Source organism: Paraburkholderia piptadeniae, from assembly GCF_900007165.1.
Lineage (GTDB): Bacteria > Pseudomonadota > Gammaproteobacteria > Burkholderiales > Burkholderiaceae > Paraburkholderia > Paraburkholderia piptadeniae.
In genome coordinates, this window is sequence record NZ_CYGY02000085.1 from 42,914 (window position 1) to 60,863 (window position 17,950).

General features: G+C 65.7%; 21 protein-coding genes. 10 read left to right on the forward strand and 11 right to left on the reverse strand.

Annotation, left to right across the window (positions count from 1 at the left end):
- Positions 1-97: 97 nt before the first annotated feature.
- On the reverse strand, positions 98-1,360 hold the full coding sequence (locus BN2476_RS37695; RefSeq protein ID WP_087739285.1) for a cyanate transporter: 1,263 nt from the start codon (positions 1,358-1,360) through the stop codon (positions 98-100).
- A 220-nt stretch (positions 1,361-1,580) separates the two neighbouring features.
- Here BN2476_RS37695 and BN2476_RS37700 point away from each other — a divergent pair, with 220 nt between their 5' ends.
- Positions 1,581-2,288, forward strand: coding sequence for a GntR family transcriptional regulator (locus BN2476_RS37700; protein ID WP_087739286.1), 708 nt, complete (start codon positions 1,581-1,583; stop codon positions 2,286-2,288).
- A gap of 175 nt (positions 2,289-2,463) precedes the next feature.
- Here BN2476_RS37700 and infA read toward each other — a convergent pair whose 3' ends face one another.
- The 3 genes from infA to BN2476_RS37715 form a co-directional block, all read right to left on the reverse strand.
- The gene (gene infA / locus BN2476_RS37705; RefSeq protein WP_087739287.1) at positions 2,464-2,727 is read right to left on the reverse strand and encodes a translation initiation factor IF-1; all 264 of its coding nucleotides are present in this window, start codon (positions 2,725-2,727) and stop codon (positions 2,464-2,466) included.
- Between the two features lie 127 nt (positions 2,728-2,854).
- On the reverse strand, positions 2,855-3,130 hold the full coding sequence (locus BN2476_RS37710) for a hypothetical protein (RefSeq protein ID WP_087739288.1): 276 nt from the start codon (positions 3,128-3,130) through the stop codon (positions 2,855-2,857).
- Positions 3,131-3,670: 540 nt separating this feature from the next.
- The gene (locus BN2476_RS37715; protein WP_087739289.1) at positions 3,671-3,889 is read right to left on the reverse strand and encodes a hypothetical protein; all 219 of its coding nucleotides are present in this window, start codon (positions 3,887-3,889) and stop codon (positions 3,671-3,673) included.
- 270 nt (positions 3,890-4,159) lie between these two features.
- Here BN2476_RS37715 and BN2476_RS37720 point away from each other — a divergent pair, with 270 nt between their 5' ends.
- Entirely contained in the window at positions 4,160-4,570 is a 411-nt protein-coding gene (locus BN2476_RS37720) for a hypothetical protein (protein ID WP_087739290.1), read from the forward strand.
- Between the two features lie 29 nt (positions 4,571-4,599).
- Here BN2476_RS37720 and BN2476_RS37725 read toward each other — a convergent pair whose 3' ends face one another.
- Complete coding sequence (locus BN2476_RS37725) at positions 4,600-5,169, reverse strand: histidine phosphatase family protein (RefSeq protein ID WP_087739291.1); 570 nt, start codon at positions 5,167-5,169, stop codon at positions 4,600-4,602.
- 234 nt (positions 5,170-5,403) lie between these two features.
- Between BN2476_RS37725 and BN2476_RS37730 the strand changes: the two genes are divergently transcribed.
- Together BN2476_RS37730 and BN2476_RS37735 are read left to right on the forward strand one after the other, a co-directional pair.
- Positions 5,404-5,631, forward strand: a complete 228-nt coding sequence (locus BN2476_RS37730; RefSeq protein ID WP_087739310.1) for a CbtB domain-containing protein — start codon at positions 5,404-5,406, stop codon at positions 5,629-5,631.
- A 32-nt stretch (positions 5,632-5,663) separates the two neighbouring features.
- Positions 5,664-6,419 (forward strand): CbtA family protein, encoded by a 756-nt coding sequence (locus BN2476_RS37735; protein WP_087739292.1) that lies wholly within the window; start codon positions 5,664-5,666, stop codon positions 6,417-6,419.
- A gap of 4 nt (positions 6,420-6,423) precedes the next feature.
- Here the strand turns inward: BN2476_RS37735 and BN2476_RS37740 are convergent, their stop codons facing one another.
- Complete coding sequence (locus tag BN2476_RS37740) at positions 6,424-7,368, reverse strand: LysR substrate-binding domain-containing protein (RefSeq protein ID WP_173819711.1); 945 nt, start codon at positions 7,366-7,368, stop codon at positions 6,424-6,426.
- Positions 7,369-7,480: 112 nt separating this feature from the next.
- Here BN2476_RS37740 and BN2476_RS37745 point away from each other — a divergent pair, with 112 nt between their 5' ends.
- Positions 7,481-8,431 (forward strand): AEC family transporter, encoded by a 951-nt coding sequence (locus BN2476_RS37745; RefSeq protein ID WP_087739293.1) that lies wholly within the window; start codon positions 7,481-7,483, stop codon positions 8,429-8,431.
- Positions 8,432-8,446: 15 nt separating this feature from the next.
- On the opposite strand, the gene BN2476_RS37750 is transcribed toward BN2476_RS37745, so the two are convergent.
- Positions 8,447-9,691 carry an NAD(P)/FAD-dependent oxidoreductase gene (locus tag BN2476_RS37750; RefSeq protein ID WP_087739294.1) on the reverse strand — a complete coding sequence of 415 codons (1,245 nt, stop codon included), beginning with the start codon at positions 9,689-9,691 and terminating at the stop codon, positions 8,447-8,449.
- Positions 9,692-9,806: 115 nt separating this feature from the next.
- A complete protein-coding gene (locus BN2476_RS37755) occupies positions 9,807-10,583 on the reverse strand; it encodes an ABC transporter substrate-binding protein (protein ID WP_087739295.1) in 777 nt (258 codons plus the stop codon).
- 299 nt (positions 10,584-10,882) lie between these two features.
- On the opposite strand from BN2476_RS37755, the gene BN2476_RS37760 reads away from it, so the two are divergent.
- The 3 genes from BN2476_RS37760 (at position 10,883) to BN2476_RS37770 (ending at position 12,862) form a co-directional block, all read left to right on the forward strand.
- The gene (locus BN2476_RS37760; RefSeq protein WP_087739311.1) at positions 10,883-11,848 is read left to right on the forward strand and encodes an ornithine cyclodeaminase family protein; all 966 of its coding nucleotides are present in this window, start codon (positions 10,883-10,885) and stop codon (positions 11,846-11,848) included.
- A gap of 108 nt (positions 11,849-11,956) precedes the next feature.
- Positions 11,957-12,601 carry a helix-turn-helix transcriptional regulator gene (locus tag BN2476_RS37765; protein ID WP_087739296.1) on the forward strand — a complete coding sequence of 215 codons (645 nt, stop codon included), beginning with the start codon at positions 11,957-11,959 and terminating at the stop codon, positions 12,599-12,601.
- A gap of 63 nt (positions 12,602-12,664) precedes the next feature.
- Complete coding sequence (locus BN2476_RS37770; protein WP_087739297.1) at positions 12,665-12,862, forward strand: DUF1653 domain-containing protein; 198 nt, start codon at positions 12,665-12,667, stop codon at positions 12,860-12,862.
- Between the two features lie 40 nt (positions 12,863-12,902).
- Here the strand turns inward: BN2476_RS37770 and BN2476_RS37775 are convergent, their stop codons facing one another.
- The 3 genes from BN2476_RS37775 to BN2476_RS37785 form a co-directional block, all read right to left on the reverse strand.
- Positions 12,903-13,250 carry a 2Fe-2S iron-sulfur cluster-binding protein gene (locus BN2476_RS37775; protein WP_087739298.1) on the reverse strand — a complete coding sequence of 116 codons (348 nt, stop codon included), beginning with the start codon at positions 13,248-13,250 and terminating at the stop codon, positions 12,903-12,905.
- A 5-nt stretch (positions 13,251-13,255) separates the two neighbouring features.
- The gene (locus tag BN2476_RS37780; RefSeq protein ID WP_087739299.1) at positions 13,256-14,392 is read right to left on the reverse strand and encodes a VIT1/CCC1 transporter family protein; all 1,137 of its coding nucleotides are present in this window, start codon (positions 14,390-14,392) and stop codon (positions 13,256-13,258) included.
- Positions 14,393-14,538: 146 nt separating this feature from the next.
- A complete protein-coding gene (locus tag BN2476_RS37785; RefSeq protein WP_087739300.1) occupies positions 14,539-16,512 on the reverse strand; it encodes a sigma-54-dependent Fis family transcriptional regulator in 1,974 nt (657 codons plus the stop codon).
- Positions 16,513-16,864: 352 nt separating this feature from the next.
- Between BN2476_RS37785 and BN2476_RS37795 the strand changes: the two genes are divergently transcribed.
- Positions 16,865-17,131 (forward strand): DUF2964 domain-containing protein, encoded by a 267-nt coding sequence (locus BN2476_RS37795; protein ID WP_087739312.1) that lies wholly within the window; start codon positions 16,865-16,867, stop codon positions 17,129-17,131.
- A gap of 310 nt (positions 17,132-17,441) precedes the next feature.
- On the forward strand, positions 17,442-17,732 hold the full coding sequence (locus tag BN2476_RS37800; protein WP_087739302.1) for a DUF1488 family protein: 291 nt from the start codon (positions 17,442-17,444) through the stop codon (positions 17,730-17,732).
- The last annotated feature ends 218 nt before the right edge of the window (positions 17,733-17,950 follow it).

A 17,950-nucleotide genomic window follows, 5' to 3' on the forward strand; every position in this document is an offset into this window, starting at 1 on the left:
CGATGCGGCCTGCTGCACTCATTTAGCGCGGGGAAGCGCACTGACGGCGCGCGCATCGCGTTGCGTGGGCGTTGTGTTTTGTGCGTGAAGCGGAGCGTTATCGCGGCCCGAGCCAGCGCCCGTAGCTGCGCGGCGAGAACGCGAAGGTCAGCGCGATCATCGCTGCGATGCAGACCGCGAGCATGATCCACGCGGCGGCGAAGCTGCCCGTCAGATCGCGCAGACGCCCCGCGATCACGGGCGAAATCGCCGCGACGATAAAGCCGATGCCCTGCACGAACGCAACGAGCCGCCCGGCGATGCGGTGATCGTCGGCGTGATCGAGGGCGGTCACGAGCGTCAGCGAGAACGTCCCGCCAAGCCCCGCGCCGGCGATCGCGATCCACGCGAGCGGCGCATCGTCGGGAAACGCTAGCAAGCCGACGATGCCGAGCAGCTGTGCCGACAGACCCGCGACGAGCCACGGCCTGCGGTCGCGGAACGACGAAGCGGCGAGCGGCAGCAGCAATGCGGATGCGGCCTGGAACACGGTCATCGCCGCGAGCAGCGAGCCGCTGTGCGCGACGCTCGCGCCTCGCTGCTGATAGTACGCGGGCAGCCAGGCGACGAGCGTCGTATAGCCACCGTTGACGAGGCCGAAGTGCAGCCCGAGCGACCACGCGCGGCGCTTGCGCCACATCGCGACGTGTGGCGCGCGGGGCATCGGGTCCGCCGCACGCACGGCGCGAGTGTCGCCCGACGACGCCGCCGATCGATGCAGCGCGAGCCAGCATGCACATGCGAGCGCGGCGGGCGCGGCCCAGACGGCGAGGCCCGCATGCCACGAATCGAAGGCTCGCGCGATGTAGGGGCTCAGGCTCGCGCCGAGTCCGCCGCCGCCCATGATCGATGCGGAGAACAGGCCCATCGCGAGCGGCACGCGCGCATGAAAGCGCTGCTTCATCACGCCGGGCAGCAGCGCCTGAATGGCGGCGACGCCGATGCCGGCGAGCAGCGCCGTCATCAGCAAGGCCGTGCCGCTCGATGCGGTAAAGCGCGCGCCGCACGCGAGCGCGATGCCGAGCAGCCCCAGCGCGACGCCGCGCGTCTCGCCGACCACGCGCGTGAGCATGCCCGCGCCGAGCGCGCCAAACCCCATCGCGACGACAGGCAGGCTCGTCAGAAGCGATACGCCGGAAAAGCTCAGACCTGTGGCGGCGCGAATCGTCGCCATCAACGGACTGACCGACGTCAGCAGCGGACGCAGATTGAGGCCGATCGCGACGATCGCGGCAAGCCAGATGCCGTCGCTCCACGATAGGCCCGTGGTTGCCTTGGGGCGCGAGATCTGCGTGGTGTCGATGCCGGGAGTCTGGTTCACTGGAGTGCCTTGCAAGAGAAGCGGGATTTTGGTTAACCATAATAGCAAAAAATGGTTAACCATTTTTCCGTGAGCCGATATGGCCGGTATTTGCGCCGGCATCGTCCGATGCTGGATGCAGCCACGCGCGCCGATGGCTACAATACGGCCGCTTCAGGCGCTTTTTTGCCGCTGCCTGCGCGGCTCGTTGCCAGGCTACTTCCGCTTACCTCAAATCATCATGGCCTCACGCCCGAAAACTCCGCCACCCGCCGACGGCGACGACAACGTCGAGGAACGCATCTACGCGTCGATCACGAAGGCGCTGCTCGAAGGACGTCTGCGTCCGGGCGCGCAGCTCGTCGAGCGCGATCTCGCAGCCGCGTTCGGTTGCACGCGCGGCGCGCTGCGCAAGGTGCTCGCGCGGCTCGGGTTCGAAGGCAAGCTGGTGCTCGAAGCGAATCGCGGCGCGTTCGTGCCGTCGCCGTCGGAGGATGACGTGCGGCAGGTCTATCGCGCGCGGCAGATCGTCGAGGCGGGCATTGTCACGGCGCTATGCGGCGCGTTGTCGGCGCAGGACAGGCGTCTGCTGAAGGCGCATGTCGCGAGTGAGAAGAAGGTCTTGAAGCAAGGGCGCGTGGACGAGCAGGTGCGCCTTGCGGGGCAGTTTCATGTGCTGCTCACGCAGATCGCGGGTGGCGCCGAGTTGCAGGGCTTCGTCGCGCAACTGGTTGCGAAGACGGAGCTGTACAAGGCGCTCTACGATCCGTCGAAGGGCACGACCTGTTCCGCCGATGAGCACGCGCAGCTCGTCGAGGCGCTCGACAGCGGTGATCTGCCTGCTGCGCTCGAAGCAATGCGCTTGCATCTCGCGGAACTGGAAGAGCGCGTCGTGACGCGCATGCAGACGGGCGCGAGCGACGATATGAGTGCCGTGTTCCGCGCGTGAGGCGGGTGGGATGGGTTGCGCGCGATGCGTCGCCGGTATTGCCAACGCGTCGCCAGCCCTTCGCCAGCGCAGCGTCGACGCACCATGCGCATGCATCGTGCGCCAAAGCGTTGTCAGCGTCCGGCCGTGTCAGGCGCGACGCGCGTGAGTGAATGAGAAACGGTGAGAGAGGACGTCAGCGGCGGCGCATGGGTGCGCTACGCGGTGCGCTGCTGCGCTCGTCCTTGTGGCGGAAGTTGATGCGCCCTTTGGTCAGGTCGTAGACCGACAGTTCGAGCGTCACGCGGTCGCCCGCGAGGATACGGATGTGATTCTTGCGCATGCGGCCCGACGCATACGCGCCCACGACGACGCCGTTATCCAGCGTCACGCGATAGCGGCTATCGGGCAGTACTTCGTCGACAATGCCGTCCAGTTCAATGAGGTCTTCTTTCGCCATGCAAACTCCTGGTCGATGAGGGAAGGGAGCCGCGCGCGGCGCGCAGCGTGTCTTGCGCGGCAGCCCGTACGCTGTCGCGGTGATGCGTGTGAAGCAGGTGGAACGCGCCTTGTGTGGCGCGCGTACGTCAGAGGTCGGAAACGGATTGACCGTCGACCTGACCGTCGATCACCTGCGCCGCATGTTCCATGCAGGCCATGCGTGCCTTGCCCGCGCCTTCGAACGGCCGGAACTGCGCGATGCGGAACACGCGGCCTTCGTCGGCGGCACTCGCGCCGACGCGGCAAATGCGCACCGACGCGTCGTAGCCGCCATCGATCGAATTGCGATTCGTCACGCCGCTCGCCGTGCGGCGCGGATAGACGAGCGGATGAATCTCATAGCCCTTGTAGGTCTTGATCATATGCGTACTCCTGTCGTGCGGGCTGCCTACGCGCAATGGAAGAGCGATGCGCGGCGAACGGGGCAACCGGCGGCGCGGCAATATGAGCGCGCCGCAATGGAAAAATGTTGGCGTGAGCCGTAAGCGCTGACTCGAACGCAGCCGCGATACACGCGGAACCATGGAGACACTACGTTGATGCCGCGAAGGCACCGGACGCATGACGAATGTCACCCTGTTTGGTATTGGCGCGTAGCGCGTTGCCGGAGTGACGGGGACCGCCGACGCCCGTCGCCTGTATTTATTGCGGTGGCTGAACGGCTGCGAGGTAACGCGATTAGCTCAACGATTCGTGCAACCTGGTGCAACGCGATGAAGACGTTTGAACAGCATTGAAACGTTGCGATCAGGCAGATCGCCAGATGATGCCTGCCGGCGAATTACTTCAATACACATATTATGCCTTAAAAACAGGCCTCTGTGTAGCACAGGCTTTCCCATGCCGGCATCCGCCGGGCGAAACGGATCGAGCGGCGGCCACAGCGCACGCGATGGATGGGCTTATTGCGCGTCCTGGGCCGTGCGCTTTTGCAGCTCGCGCGCCGCGGCGAGGGGAATGCGCGCGTCGTCCCATTTCGGGAGCCATTCGACTTCCTTCGACGTGAAGATCTGGCCGTGATTGCGCAGCGCATATTGCAGCGAATCGATGATGTGATTGCGGATGATCTCGGGCGTGCGTGCATCGTCGAGCACGGTACGAAACGCTTCGAGCGTAGCCATCGGTTGCCTCTTGTCGGTGAATGCTTGTGAAGGACTCGACCCTTATCGCACGTCAAAAAGCGCGGTGCCATGCGGTCAAAATTCGCGCGCGTGCGCATGACGCGCGATTCACGCACACGCATGAGATGTTGGGTACGACCCTTGGTGTGGCACTCGATCGTCGATCAAATCCCCGGAACGAAGTCCATCACTTCAAGCTCGAAGTCTGCGGTCCCAGGACTCATACTCAAGCCGGATAAACCTGATGCCCCAGGCGACACGAGGCACTTCATGACATTCAGAACGATTGCGCCCCTCGCGCTATGGACGGTCGCTCAACTGTCGGTCGCGGCGACGGGCGATGCATCCTGCGGCGTGCTGTCGGGCTCGAGCGGCGGCGCGGCCGCGTCGGGCGCATCGAGCGTCGCGGCGGCCGGTGGCTTTGCATTGCGCGACGGCGAACCCGTCGATTTCATCGCGGGCGGCAAGACGGTGCGCGGCACGCTGCATGTGATGTCGGATGGCGGCGTTTATCGCGCGTACTGGCAGCCGCAAGGCCGCCCCGAGCGCTACGTGCTCGCGAATGCGGGCACGGATGCCGTGCGCCTGATCGCGATGCCGGTGCAAGGCACGCCTGCCACGAACGGCCTGCCCGGCACGACCGTCAATGCGCAGCAGGTGTTGTCGTGCCCGGCCTTATGAGCTTTGCGGGTCTTATGAGCTTATGGTGCTTATGAGCGATGCGCGGGCCACCAGGTCCAGCCGCGCTCGCCGCGCTGCAATTCGACGATCGAAAGCGGCGCGATCTCGATCCGCGCGAACGCATCGGATGGCGCGCACAGCACGTGCAGCAGCGCCGCGCGAATCACGGGCGCGTGCGTGATCGCGACTGTGATGCCGTCGCGTTCGAACGCATCGAGCCAGCGGCCCACGCGGAGCGTCAGCGCGTCGAACGATTCGCCGCCATGCGGTGCCGCCGACGGATCGCGCGTCCATGCCGCGAGCGCTTCTGACTCTTCGTTTGCAAGGTCGCTCAGACGTCGGCCGCGCCATCGACCATAGTCGATATCGGCCAGATCCGGCGTGATGGCGGCGTCGAGCCCGAGCGCCCGTGCGGTGTCGAGCGCGCACGCAGCGGGGCTGCTCAGCACGGCATCGGCGTTCAGCAGGTTGCCGTTCGACGCGCGAAAGCGCGCCGCGTCGGCGATGGCGCGCGCGTCGAGCGGTTCGTCGGCGGGGAATGCGCCTTTGCGCTGTGCGGCCGTAGCCGGGTGGCTGATCAACAACAGGCGTGTGCGCATGACAGGCTGTTATCCAGGGAACGGGAAGAAAATGGAAAGCGTCCGCGAGTTTAGCGCGTAGAATAGACGCCACTCGAAGCGCGGAAGCCGGTGCAAGCCCGGCGCGGTCGCGCCACTGTAATCGGTAGTGAATGCGTACACAGACATGCAGTACACAAGCCGGAAGCCAGACCCAAGCTTCGACTTCATCCTCAATCGACTATCGGGGCGCGCAACCCCAAGGAGATGTCCGTCATGAACGACGCCGTTCTCGACCACGCCGGTCAATCCGCTCAGCCTGCTCAACCCACGCCGATCCCGCTGCGCGAACTGCTGCCGTGGGTGATCTTCGGCGGGCTGCTGTTGCTGCTCGCGCTGTATTTCATCGGCGCCGAACAGGGCGCGACTTCGCTGATTCCCGGCATGTACGTGCATGAGTTCGTGCACGACGGCCGCCATCTGCTCGGTTTTCCTTGCCACTGATCGGCCGTTGATCGCATAGGGGAGTCATCACCATGGTTGGGAAGCTGTTGATGCGAGGGATGCTCGCAGGCATCGTCGCGGGCCTGCTCACGTTCGCGTTCGCGCGCATCGCTGGCGAGCCGCTGGTCGATACGGCGATATCGTTCGAAGAAAAGATGCATGCGGCGCACGATCACGGCGACGGGCACGAAGAAGAGCTCGTCAGTCGCGGCACGCAGGCGGGGCTCGGCTTGCTGACGGGCGTCGTCGCGTATGGCATGGCGTTCGGCGGGTTGTTCGCGCTGACCTTTGCGTATCTGCATGGCCGCGTGGGACGACTCGGCGCGCGCGCGCTGTCGGCATGGCTCGCGCTCGGCGCCTTCGTCGCCGTCGTGCTCGTGCCGACCATCAAGTATCCGGCGAATCCGCCTTCCGTCGGCGACCCGGATACCATCGGCATGCGCACCGGGCTCTTCTTTCTGATGATCGTCACGTCGCTCGTCGTGATGGTGTTCGCGATGAAAGTCCGCAAGCATCTGCTGCCTCGGCTCGGGCAGTGGAACGCGTCGATCGTGGGCGGCATCGTGTTCGTGGCGATCATCGCCGCGATCCAGATCGCGCTGCCGACCGTCAACGAAGTGCCCGAAGCGTTCCCGGCCGTCGTGCTGTGGAAGTTCCGCATGACGGCGCTCGGCATGCAGGCGCTCATGTGGGCGACCATCGGCCTGCTGTTCGGCGCGATGGTCGAGCGTAGCCAACGCATTGCGCGCGCGTCGGGCACGGCGGCGCGCAAGTCGGCTTATCAGTAACGCGTCATCGCCGCGTCCGCGCACGAACGCGCGGGCGCGCGCCGCTGTCCTTTCCGCTTCCTTTTCCGCTTCCCTTCCGTTCGACCACCATCGCCAGAAACCGCGCAAGACACGGATTGCGGTTCGACGGCGACCACACGAGCAACTGCGAAATCGTCGGCGCATCGACGAGCGGCCTGAACACCACGCCCGGCAGTTGCGCCTTGCGCATCGACTCGGGCACGAGCGCGATGCCCACGCCTTCGTCGACGAGACTCAGCACCGTCTGTTGCAACTGCACTTCGAAGCGCACATCAGGCGTGAAGCCGCCTTGCAGGCAATGATCGACGATGGTCGCGCGCAGGCTCGGCGCGACGGCCTCCGACGCCATCACGAACGGCTCGCGCGCGAGTTGCGCGATCTTCAGATGCCGCGCGCGAGCGAGAGCATGATCGCGCGATAACGCGACGCACAGCGGCTCGGTGAAGATCGTGCGCGTGTCGAGCCCCTTGTCGGGCGCGCCCGGAAACATGATCGCCGCGTCGATCTGCGCATTGAGCACCTGCGAGGCGAGATCGTTCGACACGACTTCGCGAAGGTTGAGCGTCACGTCGGGATGCGCGCTGCCATAGGCGCGCGCATAGGCGGGCAGCACGCTATACGCGGCGCACATCGTGAAGCCGATGGTCAGCTGTCCCGTATCGCCGACGGATGCCGCGCGCGCATTCTTCGCGGCCTGTTCGATCGACGCGAGGATCGCTTTCGCGTCGGCGTAAAAGCGCTCGCCCGCGGCCGTCAGCGTGACGCTGCGCGGAGTGCGCTCGATCAGCGTGACGCCGAGCGCCGCTTCCAGCGACGCGAGTTGCCGGCTCAGCGGCGGTTGCGACAGGTTGAGGCGGGCAGCCGCGCGGCCGAAGTGCAGCGTCTGCGCGAGCGTGACGAAATAGCGAAGCGGCTTGACGTCGAGCATGATGCAGAAAAGGTATCGTCGAGGGTTTCAATCAGTATTGGATTGTATCGGGGTAAACGGCTTACGCTTGCACGTCTGCGCTTTCGCACATTTCCGCACGCCGTCACTCTTCATGCTGTCCACGCTCGAAATCCTGCTGCCCGTGTTCGCGCTGATCTTTGCGGGCTTCTTTTGCCGCCGCCGCAATCTGCTAGGCCCGTCGGCCGCTTCCGAACTGAACCGCTTCGTCGTGTGGCTCGCGTTGCCCGCGCTGCTGTTCGACACGATGGCGCATTCGACGTGGCGGCAGCTCGATCAGCCCGCGTTTATCGCAACGTTTTCGATTGCGTGCGCGGGCGTGTTCGTCGTCGTGCTGATAGCGCGGCTGGCGAGCGGGCGGCATCTCGCGGATGCAAGCGTCGACGCGATCGCGGCGTCGTATCCGAATACGGGCTACATCGGCTTTCCGCTCGGGCTGCTCGCGTTCGGCAAGGCCAGTCTCACGCCGACGACGATCGCCACGATCCTCGTCGCGTGCGTGCTGTTCGCGCTCGCGATCGTGCTGATCGAAGCGGGCCTGCAGACGGAGCGCACGCCGCACAAGCTCGGCGCGAAGGTGCTGTGGCGGCTCGTGAAGAATCCGCTGATCGCATCGCCGATCATCGGCGTGCTGGTCGCGGGCGCGGGCGTGAGCTTGCCGCAAAGCGCCGAGACGTTCCTTAAGCTGTTGAGCGGCGCCGCGAGTCCTTGCGCGCTGGTGAGCCTCGGGCTCTTTCTCGCGGAAAGGCGTCCGGCGGCGGAGGGCTCGTCCGGGTCCGTCACGTCGCTGGTGCTGACGGCCATCAAGCTGATCGCGCAGCCCGCGCTCGCATGGTGGATCGCCGCGCGTGTCTTTTCGCTGCCCGCGCCCGTCGTCGATATGGCTGTGCTGCTCGCCGCGCTGCCGACGGGCACGGGCCCCTACATGCTCGCCGAGTTCTACCAGCGCGAGGCGCACATCACGTCGCAGACCATTTTGCTGTCGACGCTGGGCTCGCTGGTGTCGTTGTCGCTGCTGCTGTTCTATCTGCGCGCGCCAGGCTGATATCTCGCGCGAAGCCTAGCCGAAGCGTTCCGCGCGATAGGGCTTCGGATCGGTGAAGGGCGTCGCGCCCGTCATCATCTCCGCGAGCAGGCGGCCCGTGACGGGCCCGAGCGTCAGCCCATGATGGTTGTGCCCGAACGCGAACCACAGGCCGCGATGGCGCGGCGCGGGGCCGATCACGGGGCGCATGTCCGGCGTGCAGGGCCGCATGCCGAGCCACGGCTTGTCGTCGACGCGTTCGCCCAGGCCGAACGTCGCGCGCGCGAGCGGCTCGACGCGTTCGAGCTGGATGCCCGTCGGCGGCGCGCCGCGCTGCGCGATCTCGACGCCCGTCGTCAGGCGCAGGCGGTTGCCTTCCATCGGCGCGACCACGTAGCCGCGTTCCGTATCGACGATGGGCACCGACAGCATCTGCCGCGCGGGGCGATAGTGCATGTGATAGCCGCGCTTCGCGCGCAGCGGAATGCGATAGCCGAGCGGCCCGAACACGGTATCGGACCACGGCCCGAGCGCGATCACGACTTCCTTCGCGCTAATCGTGCCGTGTTGCGTGTCGACGGTCCACGCATCGCCTGATGAACGCAAGGTCGTCGCGTCGCCGGTGACGAACGCGCCGCCTTCTGCTTCGAAAAGCCGTGCATAGGCTTTGACGAGCGCGCCCGGATTCTTCACGCTCTTCGGGTCCTTCCAGTGCAGCGCGCCGCAGAGACCTTCGCCCACGCCCGGCTCCTGCGCGCGCAGCGCGGCCGCGTCGAGCACGCTCACGCGCAGGCCATGCTCGCGGATCGCGTCTTCCGACGCTCTCGCTTCGTTGTCGAATTCGGCGCGCGTGCGGAACGCCTCGATCCAGCCGCCGTCGTGCACCAGCTCGCCGACGTTCGCGCGCGCGATCAGCCGGTCGTGTTCCTCGACGCACGCGCCGATCAGCGGCAGCATGTCGTGCGCGGCGCCCGCGAGCCGCTGCGGCGCCGATTCCCACCAGAAGCGCGCAAGCCACGTCGCGTAAGAGGGCAGCGCCTTGTAGTCCCAGTAGAGATCCGTCGACTGGTTGCGCGCGTAGCGCAGCAGCGTGCCGAGCTTGCGCGGAAAGCCGTACGGCACGATCGACGAGCGCTCGATCAGGCCCGCGTTGCCAAAGCTCGTTTCTTCGCCGGGCGCGCGCCGGTCGACGAGCGCGACGCGCCGTCCGCGATCCTGCAGATGCAACGCCGACGATACGCCGACAATCCCGGCTCCCAGCACGATGACGTCGAAATCCATAGCGATCAGAGTGGTCTTTGATGTGACTTGTGATGGAGCCCAAAGCGCAGCGAGCGCGTGTCGCCACGCGCTCGCGCATTGAATCCGAGGCATCCGGCCCCGGCTCGAAAGCGTATCACTTCGCGATGATGTCGCGCTTGAAGTATTTCTGCGAGAGCGCCGTCAGCGTGCCGTCTTTTTTGAGCGCGTCGAGCGCGGCGTCGACCTTCGCCTGCAACGCCTTGTCGCCCTTGCGCAGGCCGAAGCCCGTGCCTTCGCCGAGCGTCGACGGGTCTTTCAGCGGCTCGCCGACCATCTCGTAGCCCGCGCCCGCCGGCTTGCCAAGAAAGCCGTCCTGGGCCGTCTGCGCTTCCTGCACGGCGGCATCCAGCCGACCGGCGACGAGATCCGCATACACCTGGTCCTGATCCTGATACGAGACGACCTGCACGCCCGCATTCGCCCAGTGTGCCTTGAGGAAGTCCTCCTGCGACGAGCCTTGCAGCACGCCGACGCGCTTGCCTTGCAGGCTCTTCACGTTCGGCTGCAAGCCGGAGCCGTGCTTCGCGATCGTCACGATGGGCACGACATAGATGGGCGGCGTGAACGCGATGCTTTCCTTGCGCTTGGCCGTGATGTTCATCGCCGAATTGATCACGTCGAACTTGCGCGCCTGCAGCGCGGGAATCAGGCCGTCGAATGCATTCTCGACCCACACGCATTTCATTTTCAGTTTCGCGCAGACTGCGTTGCCGACGTCCACATCGAAGCCTTCGAGCTGGCCCGATGCCGTCTTGCTTTCGAACGGAGGGTAGGCGGCTTCGATGCCGAAGCGCAGCGTATCGGATTGCGCGTGGGCGGCGCCAGCCGTCATCGCGAGGACGGCGGCGGCGAGGGAGAGCTTCAGGTTCATGACGGTTCCTGTCGTTGATGATCGGTGCGGACGCGGCAGGCGGCGCAGGTGAAATATAGACGGAAAGTCCAGTATGGACTATAGGGAATACGATAGTCCAGTGATCAAAAATGCTCGTTCACACCGCGCGGCGCCTTACCGGACGCGGGAGAGAGCCACGCAAAGGCTCGTTGAGCGGCCTGATGGCGCTCGCGAAACAGGTGTCTTGATGGAGATTTTTTGTCCACGCTTTGAAAAGTCTCAAGTAGACTATAAGTCTACATTTGACGCATCACTCGCTGCTGAAGGAGACAGATCCGATGATGACCGCCTTGCCACTTGCCGTCGACGAACGTGCGGTTCGGGAAGCGCTGCCCGCGCTCGACGTGCGCGGCGCGCTGACCGCGATGTTCCGCGCGCTTGCTTCCGCCGAGGCCGTGCAGCCGCCGCAGACGCTGACGCTGTTTCCGAACGGTGCCGGCGACTTCATTACCTATCTTGGCGCGCTCGGCGATGCGAAAGTGTTCGGCGCGAAGCTCTCGCCGTATATCGTCACGGGCGTCAAGCCGATCATCACGGGGTGGACGGCGCTGATGTCAATGGAAACGGGCCAGCCGTTGATGTGGTGCGAGGCGGGCCTGCTGACGACGGAACGCACGGCGGGCACGACGGCGCTCGCCGTCGACCGGCTCGCGCGCGCCGACGCGACGCGGCTGGCGATCGTCGGCGCGGGCGCTGTCGCGCTCGCGCATCTGCGGCATGTCGCGCCGCTGCGCGCGTGGCAGTCGATTCGCGTCTGGTCGCCCGGTCTCGCGAGCGACGAAGCGAAGCGCGCCGCGTTCAAGGCCGCCGACGCGCGCGCGGCCGCCAGCGCGAGCATCGAAGACTGCGTGAAGGATGCGGATGTCGTGATGCTGTGCACGTCGTCGGGCACGCCCGTTCTGCCGCGCGGCGCATTGACGAAGGCCGCGCTGATCACGTCGATCAGCACGAACGCCGCGAACGCGCATGAAATCGACCCGGCGTGGCTGCCCGAGATGGACGTGTACTGCGACTATCGAGCGACGACGCCCGGCAGCGCGGGCGAAATGAAGCTCGCCGCTCAGCACGGCTGGTCGCCGGAGATGCTGAAGGGCGATCTGCCGTCGCTCGTTGCGGGCACTTGCGGCAAGCCAAACTATGAGCGGCACGCGTTCTTCCGCTCGATCGGCCTGGGCCTCGAGGACGTCGCGATCGCCAGCGAGCTCTATCGCCATCTGACGCGTGATCGGGCGCACGCACAATAGCTACAATGTCGATCAGCCGCCGCTGCGCGCCGTTCTTGTGTCAGGCGCGCGCGGCATCACGAGGAACACCGCAGAGAGAGACACTGCGATCACTGCCACTGCCCGCCGATGCGCAAGAAGAAAACGTCTCCCGTCAAGGACCTGCTGCTGACCCGCTACGCGCCGATTGCGGACGGCATCGCTGCGCTGTTCTTCCCGTACGCGGAAGTCGTGATCCACGATCTGCACGACCAGACGGTGCTGTATCTGGCGAACAACCTGTCGAAGCGGGAGATCGGCGACGATTCCGCGCTCGAAGAGATCGACCATTCGGCGCGCGAGCGCGTGATCGGCCCGTATGAAAAGCTCAACTGGGACGGCCGCCGCATGCGCTGCGTGAGCAACATCCTGTTCGACGACATCGGGCAGCCGGCGGGCATGATGTGCATTAACTTCAACATCGCCGTGTTCGAAGACGTGCGCTCGACGCTCGATCTGTTCATCAAGGGCGCGGGCGTCGTCGCGCAGCCGGAAGAGCTGTTCCGCGACGACTGGCAGGAGCGCATCAACACGTTCCTGCACGCATGGTTGCGCGAGCGGCAGATCGGCCTGAACGGCCTCACGCGCGAGCATCGGCGCGAACTGGTCGAAGCGCTCTATGCGGAAGGCGCGTTTCGCGGCAAGAGTTCGGCCAACTATGTCGCGAACGTGCTTGGCATGGGGCGTGCGACGGTTTATAAGCATCTGAAGCAGATGAAAGAGGGCGCGAGCTGACGGCTGTTGCGGCGCGCTGCCCGCGCTGCTTCATCCGTTCCAGACACCTTCGAGGACACGACCGTGACCGTGCGTTATCGACACTACAAAGGCGGTATCTACGAATTCATCTGCGAAGCGACGCTCGAATCTGATCCGAGCATTACGATGATCGTCTATCGCGCCGAAAACGGCACGATCTGGACGCGGCCGGCGTCGGTGTTCTTCGAGGTGATCGAGCACGAAGGCGACAAGGTTCCGCGGTTTTCGCCGATCAATTAGTGGTTTCGGCTTACGGCTCGTTCGCGCCGGTGCGGATCTATCACCGCGGCGCGGGCGTCGGCAAATCGACAGCATCGGGCGCTTCGATCACGAGATCGCTCTGCGCGATAGCCACGCACGGCAGGATATAGCCCTCCGCCTTTTCTTCGATGCTCACGCCCGGCCACTCGACCGTGTAGCGCACGCGGCCCGACGTCATTTTGCACAGGCAGGTCCGGCACGTGCCATTGCGGCACATGCGCGGCAGATGAAGATTCGCGAAGCCCGCCGCCTCGAGCACGGTCAGCGATTCGGGCGCGTCGAACGTGCGGCCGAGCGGCTCGACGCGCACCTCGAAGGTTTGTTCCTGTCGTTGCGGCCCGTCGCGGGACAGTTCTTCGCTCGCCATTGCACTCACGAAATCGACACGCCCAGCAGCCGCCCGACGCCGAATGTGAAGGCCGCCGCGATGAGCCCGATCACGATCTGACGAAACGCCGAGAACGCCGCGCTGCGTCCGTTGAACAGCGAAGTGAAGACGCCGACGGCCGCGAGCCCGAAGGCGCTCAGCGCGACGCACTGCAAGATCGCGGGCGTGCCGTGCGCCCACAGGAACGGCATCGCCGGAAAAATCGCGCCGAGCGAGAACAGGCAGAACGACACGCCCGCCGCCGTCCACGGATTGCCGCCCAGTTCCGCCGGATCGAGGCCCAGTTCTTCGCGCGCCAGCGTATCGAGCGCCTTGTTCCTGTCGCGCATCACCTGCTCGGCGACGCGTTTCGCCTCGCTTGCGTCGATTCCTTTCGACTGGAAGATCAGCGCCAGCTCGCGCTGTTCGGCTTCGGGCGTGTGCTCGATTTCGTCCGCTTCCTTCGCGATCTGCGTGCGCGCCAGCTCGCGCGCGTTCGTCACCGACAGCCACTCGCCGAGCGCCATCGAGCACGCGCCCGCGATCAGCCCGGCAAGGCCCGTCAGCAGGATCGCCTTGTTGCCCGTGCCTGCGCCCGCGACGCCCATGATCAGGCAGAAGTTCGACACGAGGCCGTCGTTCGCGCCGAGCACGGCCGCGCGCAGGTCGTTGCCCGAGGTCACGTTCTTGTGCCACGACTCGGCGCCGGCAATCTGCGCGCCTATCGACGGCGGCCGCTCATTGCCTTTGACGTCCGCGACCATCTGCTGCATCACGGCCGCGTGATGCTGTTCGTCTTTCGACAACTGCGCGGCGTCGGGCTGGTTCGCGTACTTGTCGCGGTCCGCATATTCGGCGGCGGCGAGCGACGGCAGCACGTAGTTCGGCCCGAGCGTGTGGATCAGGCCGCGCATCAGATGCGTCTTGATGCTGTAGCGGTGCGGCGGCACGCGCACGCCGTTCGCATGCAGCTTGTCGGCCCACACGTTCGCGTGCACGCGCTCGGCGCTCGCGAGCTGGCTGAACAGCGTGCGGCGCCGCGGATCTTTTTCGACGCGCGACAGCGTCTCGTACAGCGCGGCGCTGTCGAGCTCATCGGCGAGGTTCGTGCGATAGCGTTTGAGTTCGTGCCGGGAGGCCATCTATCGAGGCGCGGTCTGGGCCGGCCATTCGTGGGGTCAGGACGAAGCTTAACGTAGCGCGGCGCGTTGCGCTGTTTCACGAGGCAACAGGCAAGAGGTGATGCGCCTGATGCCCATCCGCGAAAAGAGGCGATGCCGTCCGCGCGTCAATGCGTCGTGCGCATCCGCATGTAGCGATAGACCGTGTTGCGCGCGAGCCCCAGTTCGCGCGCCGCTGCCGAGATGTTGCCGTTGTTGCGCGCGAGCGTCTGCTCGATCAGCGTCGCTTGCCATTCTTCCATGCGAGCCGGGCGCAGCATGGCAGGCGAATCTTCGGCTTGCGCGGCATCGGCATGTGGAGGCTCGCTGCGTTCGGGCCGTTCGGGCTCGCGTTCTGGCTCGCAGTCGTGCAGGAAGTCATCGGGTAGATGCTCGACGCCGATCTCGTCCGCGCCCTCGGCCATGATGACGGCCGTGCGCAGTACGTTCGCGAGTTGCCGCAGATTACCCGGCCAGCGGCAGCGCATGAAGATCGCGAGCACGTCGGCCGACACGCGCGCCGGCATCCGCGCGCTGTCGGGCTCCTCGCTGCGCAGCCGAGCGAGAATCCGCTCGACGAGCACGGGCAAATCGCTGCGCGCGGCGAGCGCGGGCAAGGTGACGACGAGACCGTTGATCCGGTAATACAGGTCTTCGCGGAACGTGCCTTCTTCGATCATCGCGCGCAGGTTGCGGTGCGTCGCGCAGACGATGCGCACGTCGACGGGAATCGCGCGCGTGCCGCCCAACGGCACGACGGAGCGCTCCTGAAGCACGCGCATCAGGCGCACCTGCTGCGCGAGCGGCATGTCGCCGATTTCGTCGAGAAAGAGCGTGCCGCCGTCGGCCTGCACGATCTTGCCGGCGCTGCCGCGCTTTTTCGCGCCCGTGAACGCGCCGTCCTCGTAGCCGAACAGCTCTGCTTCGATCAGCGTGTCGGGCAGCGACGCACAGTTGACGGCGACAAACGGCGCATCGCGGCGCGGCGACTCCTCGTGCATCGCGCGCGCGAGCCACTCCTTGCCCGTCCCCGTCTTGCCGAGCACGAGCAGCGGAATGTCGCGGCCGCGCACCTTCGCGACGCGCTGGAGCACGGCGGCCATCTGCGCGTCGCCTGTATCGAGCGTTGCAAACGTGACGGCGGCGGCGCGCGCCCTGGCCGCCTGCAATGCGGCCGATGATTGCGCGGGCGTCCGCGTGCTTCCCGCGTCGGCGGAAAACATGGGGCGCGCCGCGTATTCGGCTCGCGCCACCACGCGCACGCCGCTCGGCAGCACGAGCGTCAGGCACTCGCCCGGCGCGCGCGACGCCTGCTGGAGCGCGGCCGGAAAGGCTGTGCCGAACAGCGCTTCGAATGGCTGCGCGAGCAGCGCATCGAGCGGCCGCCCGAACTGGAATAGCGCGCTGCGGTTCGCGGACAGCAGCGTGCCGTCGGCGCCGAACGCGGCGAGCCCTTCGAACAGCGTGCCGATGAATTCGCTGCGCGCATGAAAGCGCACGCGCACGGCTTCTGCGAACTGGTTCGCAAACAGATGGTTTTCGATGATCTGCGCCGACATGCGCACGAGCGCGAGCGTGTGCTTGTGAAAGCCGCGCGTGTCGCCGCTGACGTCGAGCGCGCCGATCGTGCGGCCATACGGATCGGCGATGGGCGCGCACGAGCAGGTCAGGATGCGGTTCGCCTGCAGAAAATGCTCGCCTCCGTGGACGACGGTCGGCTGGCTGTCGGCGAGCGCCGTGCCGATCGCGTTGGTGCCGCGATCCGATTCCGCCCACGACACGCCCGGGCACAGCGCGACGCGCTTCGCCTTCTCGACGAAATCGCTGTCGCCGAGACTGTGCAGGATCACGCCGTTGCTGTCGGTGAGCAGCACCATGCTCTGGGTATCGACGATCTGCGCATGCAGCGTTTCCATCACGGGCAGCGCGTGCGCATACAGCGAGCGGTTGCATTCGACGAGATCGCGCAGCGCGAGCCGCTCCAGCGGATGGAAGTCGGGTGCCTCGGAAGCGCGCAGGCCGAACTCGCGCGAGCGCGCGTGAGCTTGCGCGATCACGTCGGCGCGGCCCGCGGCGGGCGGCGTGACGGAACGTTGGGTCACTGCTTGTCTCCGTTGTTGTGCGCGTCTTCGTACGCTGTGCTTTCGCGCTGAGGGGCGCGGCGCATACGCATGCGTGATACGTGTGACTGCGCAAGCGGGCGATCTTGCGCGATGCAGCACTGCGTATGCAGTATCGGCGCAACTGCTGCAACTGCTGCAACTGCTGCAACTGCTGCAACTGCACATGCGCGCCGACGCATGCCGGTTCATCTTACAGGAGGACGCACAGCGCGTCTTTCGCTTGCCTTCCTGCGCAGAAGTGCAATGATCGTAAATGGCATGCGTTCGCGCCGCGTGCCGCACTGGGACTATCAATGATCGCCCCGGCCAGCGCCAGTTCGAGGAGAACGTCATGGTGCGCATGGAGTTGAGAGTCGTCCTCGCCACGCTTGCGATCTTCGTCGCGCTTGGGGGCATCGGGTTGTCGATCCATGGTTCGCTGTACTACCTGGATCGCGAGGTCTGGACGGGCGTGATCGCGATTGCGATCGGCATCGTCGGCTGTGTCACGATGCTCACGCTGTGGCCGCGCGATCTGCCGGGCAAGACGCCGCCCGATCATCCCGCTGACGACAGCGGGCCGCACGAACACCATCATCATCTGCCGAGCCAGTTCTAGCGCGTATTTACGCTGCAGCGCCACATTGCACAGGGTTTTTGCGCAGGGACTTTCCCTCAGTTCGCAGAGCCCATCGAGCGTACCGTCGATCCGGTCAAATGCCGGTTCGTGGTGCATGGCGGCGCTATGCTGGCGTATGGCGTAACAAAACTTGCGGGCGGCCGCAGGTCGTCTACAGTGTTGAAATCAACTGAGGCGCGCGCGATGACGGCGTGCGTTCCTGATTGACAGCCCGCGCTGCGATCCATAACGGAGGCTTGAACAGGGGCACGCGCGGCCCTCGGCGGTGTCGTCCATCCAAGGTGTTCCCATGCAGATCATTTTCCCGAAAGAAGCCCCTGAGTACTCGGGGCGCGAGCTGACTCTGGCGTTTCCGGCTATGGTCGATGGGCAAAGGGTGGAATGCATGATTACCGCCGAGGCGCTCGAAGACCATTTCGGCGCGGCATCGCCTCGCATCGAAGACATGATCGGCGCGTTCTCGACGCACCGCGAGCGCATCGAAGCGGCCACGCGGCGTTTGTTGTCCGAGACGGGCGCGCAGTGTGTCGTGTTGCGTAGCGGGTATGTTCGCTTCTATGAAGCGAACTGGCGGAATTAGCGCAGCTGCGGCTTTTTTTGTTTTTGTGTCGGCGACGCTGTGGTTGCTTTAGTGCTCTTGGCGTGCCGCTGGCATCCGCGATTGCGCCTCGCGGCGCAGGCGTTGCCCCTGTGCGGGGCGGCACCTACTCTTCTTTGCCGCGGCAAAGAAGAGTAGGCAGAAGAAAGCCGCTCACACCGAGCCTCTTGGCGATTACCCACGGGCCCTCAACGTCCCCA

What these genes read in the sequence shown, in the direction of transcription:
- infA (WP_087739287.1), bottom strand. Translation starts at nt 2,727, where the DNA reads ATGGCGAAAGAAGACCTCATTGAACTGGACGGCATTGTCGACGAAGTA.
- BN2476_RS37795 (WP_087739312.1), top strand. Translation starts at nt 16,865, where the DNA reads ATGGTGCGCATGGAGTTGAGAGTCGTCCTCGCCACGCTTGCGATCTTC.
- BN2476_RS37715 (WP_087739289.1), bottom strand. Translation starts at nt 3,889, where the DNA reads ATGGCTACGCTCGAAGCGTTTCGTACCGTGCTCGACGATGCACGCACG.
- BN2476_RS37750 (WP_087739294.1), bottom strand. Translation starts at nt 9,691, where the DNA reads ATGGATTTCGACGTCATCGTGCTGGGAGCCGGGATTGTCGGCGTATCG.
- BN2476_RS37735 (WP_087739292.1), top strand. Translation starts at nt 5,664, where the DNA reads ATGGTTGGGAAGCTGTTGATGCGAGGGATGCTCGCAGGCATCGTCGCG.
- BN2476_RS37710 (WP_087739288.1), bottom strand. Translation starts at nt 3,130, where the DNA reads ATGATCAAGACCTACAAGGGCTATGAGATTCATCCGCTCGTCTATCCG.
- BN2476_RS37780 (WP_087739299.1), bottom strand. Translation starts at nt 14,392, where the DNA reads ATGGCCTCCCGGCACGAACTCAAACGCTATCGCACGAACCTCGCCGAT.
- BN2476_RS37740 (WP_173819711.1), bottom strand. Translation starts at nt 7,368, where the DNA reads ATGCTCGACGTCAAGCCGCTTCGCTATTTCGTCACGCTCGCGCAGACG.
- BN2476_RS37760 (WP_087739311.1), top strand. Translation starts at nt 10,883, where the DNA reads ATGATGACCGCCTTGCCACTTGCCGTCGACGAACGTGCGGTTCGGGAA.
- BN2476_RS37730 (WP_087739310.1), top strand. Translation starts at nt 5,404, where the DNA reads ATGAACGACGCCGTTCTCGACCACGCCGGTCAATCCGCTCAGCCTGCT.
- BN2476_RS37745 (WP_087739293.1), top strand. Translation starts at nt 7,481, where the DNA reads ATGCTGTCCACGCTCGAAATCCTGCTGCCCGTGTTCGCGCTGATCTTT.
- BN2476_RS37765 (WP_087739296.1), top strand. Translation starts at nt 11,957, where the DNA reads ATGCGCAAGAAGAAAACGTCTCCCGTCAAGGACCTGCTGCTGACCCGC.
- BN2476_RS37700 (WP_087739286.1), top strand. Translation starts at nt 1,581, where the DNA reads ATGGCCTCACGCCCGAAAACTCCGCCACCCGCCGACGGCGACGACAAC.
- BN2476_RS37755 (WP_087739295.1), bottom strand. Translation starts at nt 10,583, where the DNA reads ATGAACCTGAAGCTCTCCCTCGCCGCCGCCGTCCTCGCGATGACGGCT.
- BN2476_RS37800 (WP_087739302.1), top strand. Translation starts at nt 17,442, where the DNA reads ATGCAGATCATTTTCCCGAAAGAAGCCCCTGAGTACTCGGGGCGCGAG.
- BN2476_RS37775 (WP_087739298.1), bottom strand. Translation starts at nt 13,250, where the DNA reads ATGGCGAGCGAAGAACTGTCCCGCGACGGGCCGCAACGACAGGAACAA.
- BN2476_RS37720 (WP_087739290.1), top strand. Translation starts at nt 4,160, where the DNA reads ATGACATTCAGAACGATTGCGCCCCTCGCGCTATGGACGGTCGCTCAA.
- BN2476_RS37725 (WP_087739291.1), bottom strand. Translation starts at nt 5,169, where the DNA reads ATGCGCACACGCCTGTTGTTGATCAGCCACCCGGCTACGGCCGCACAG.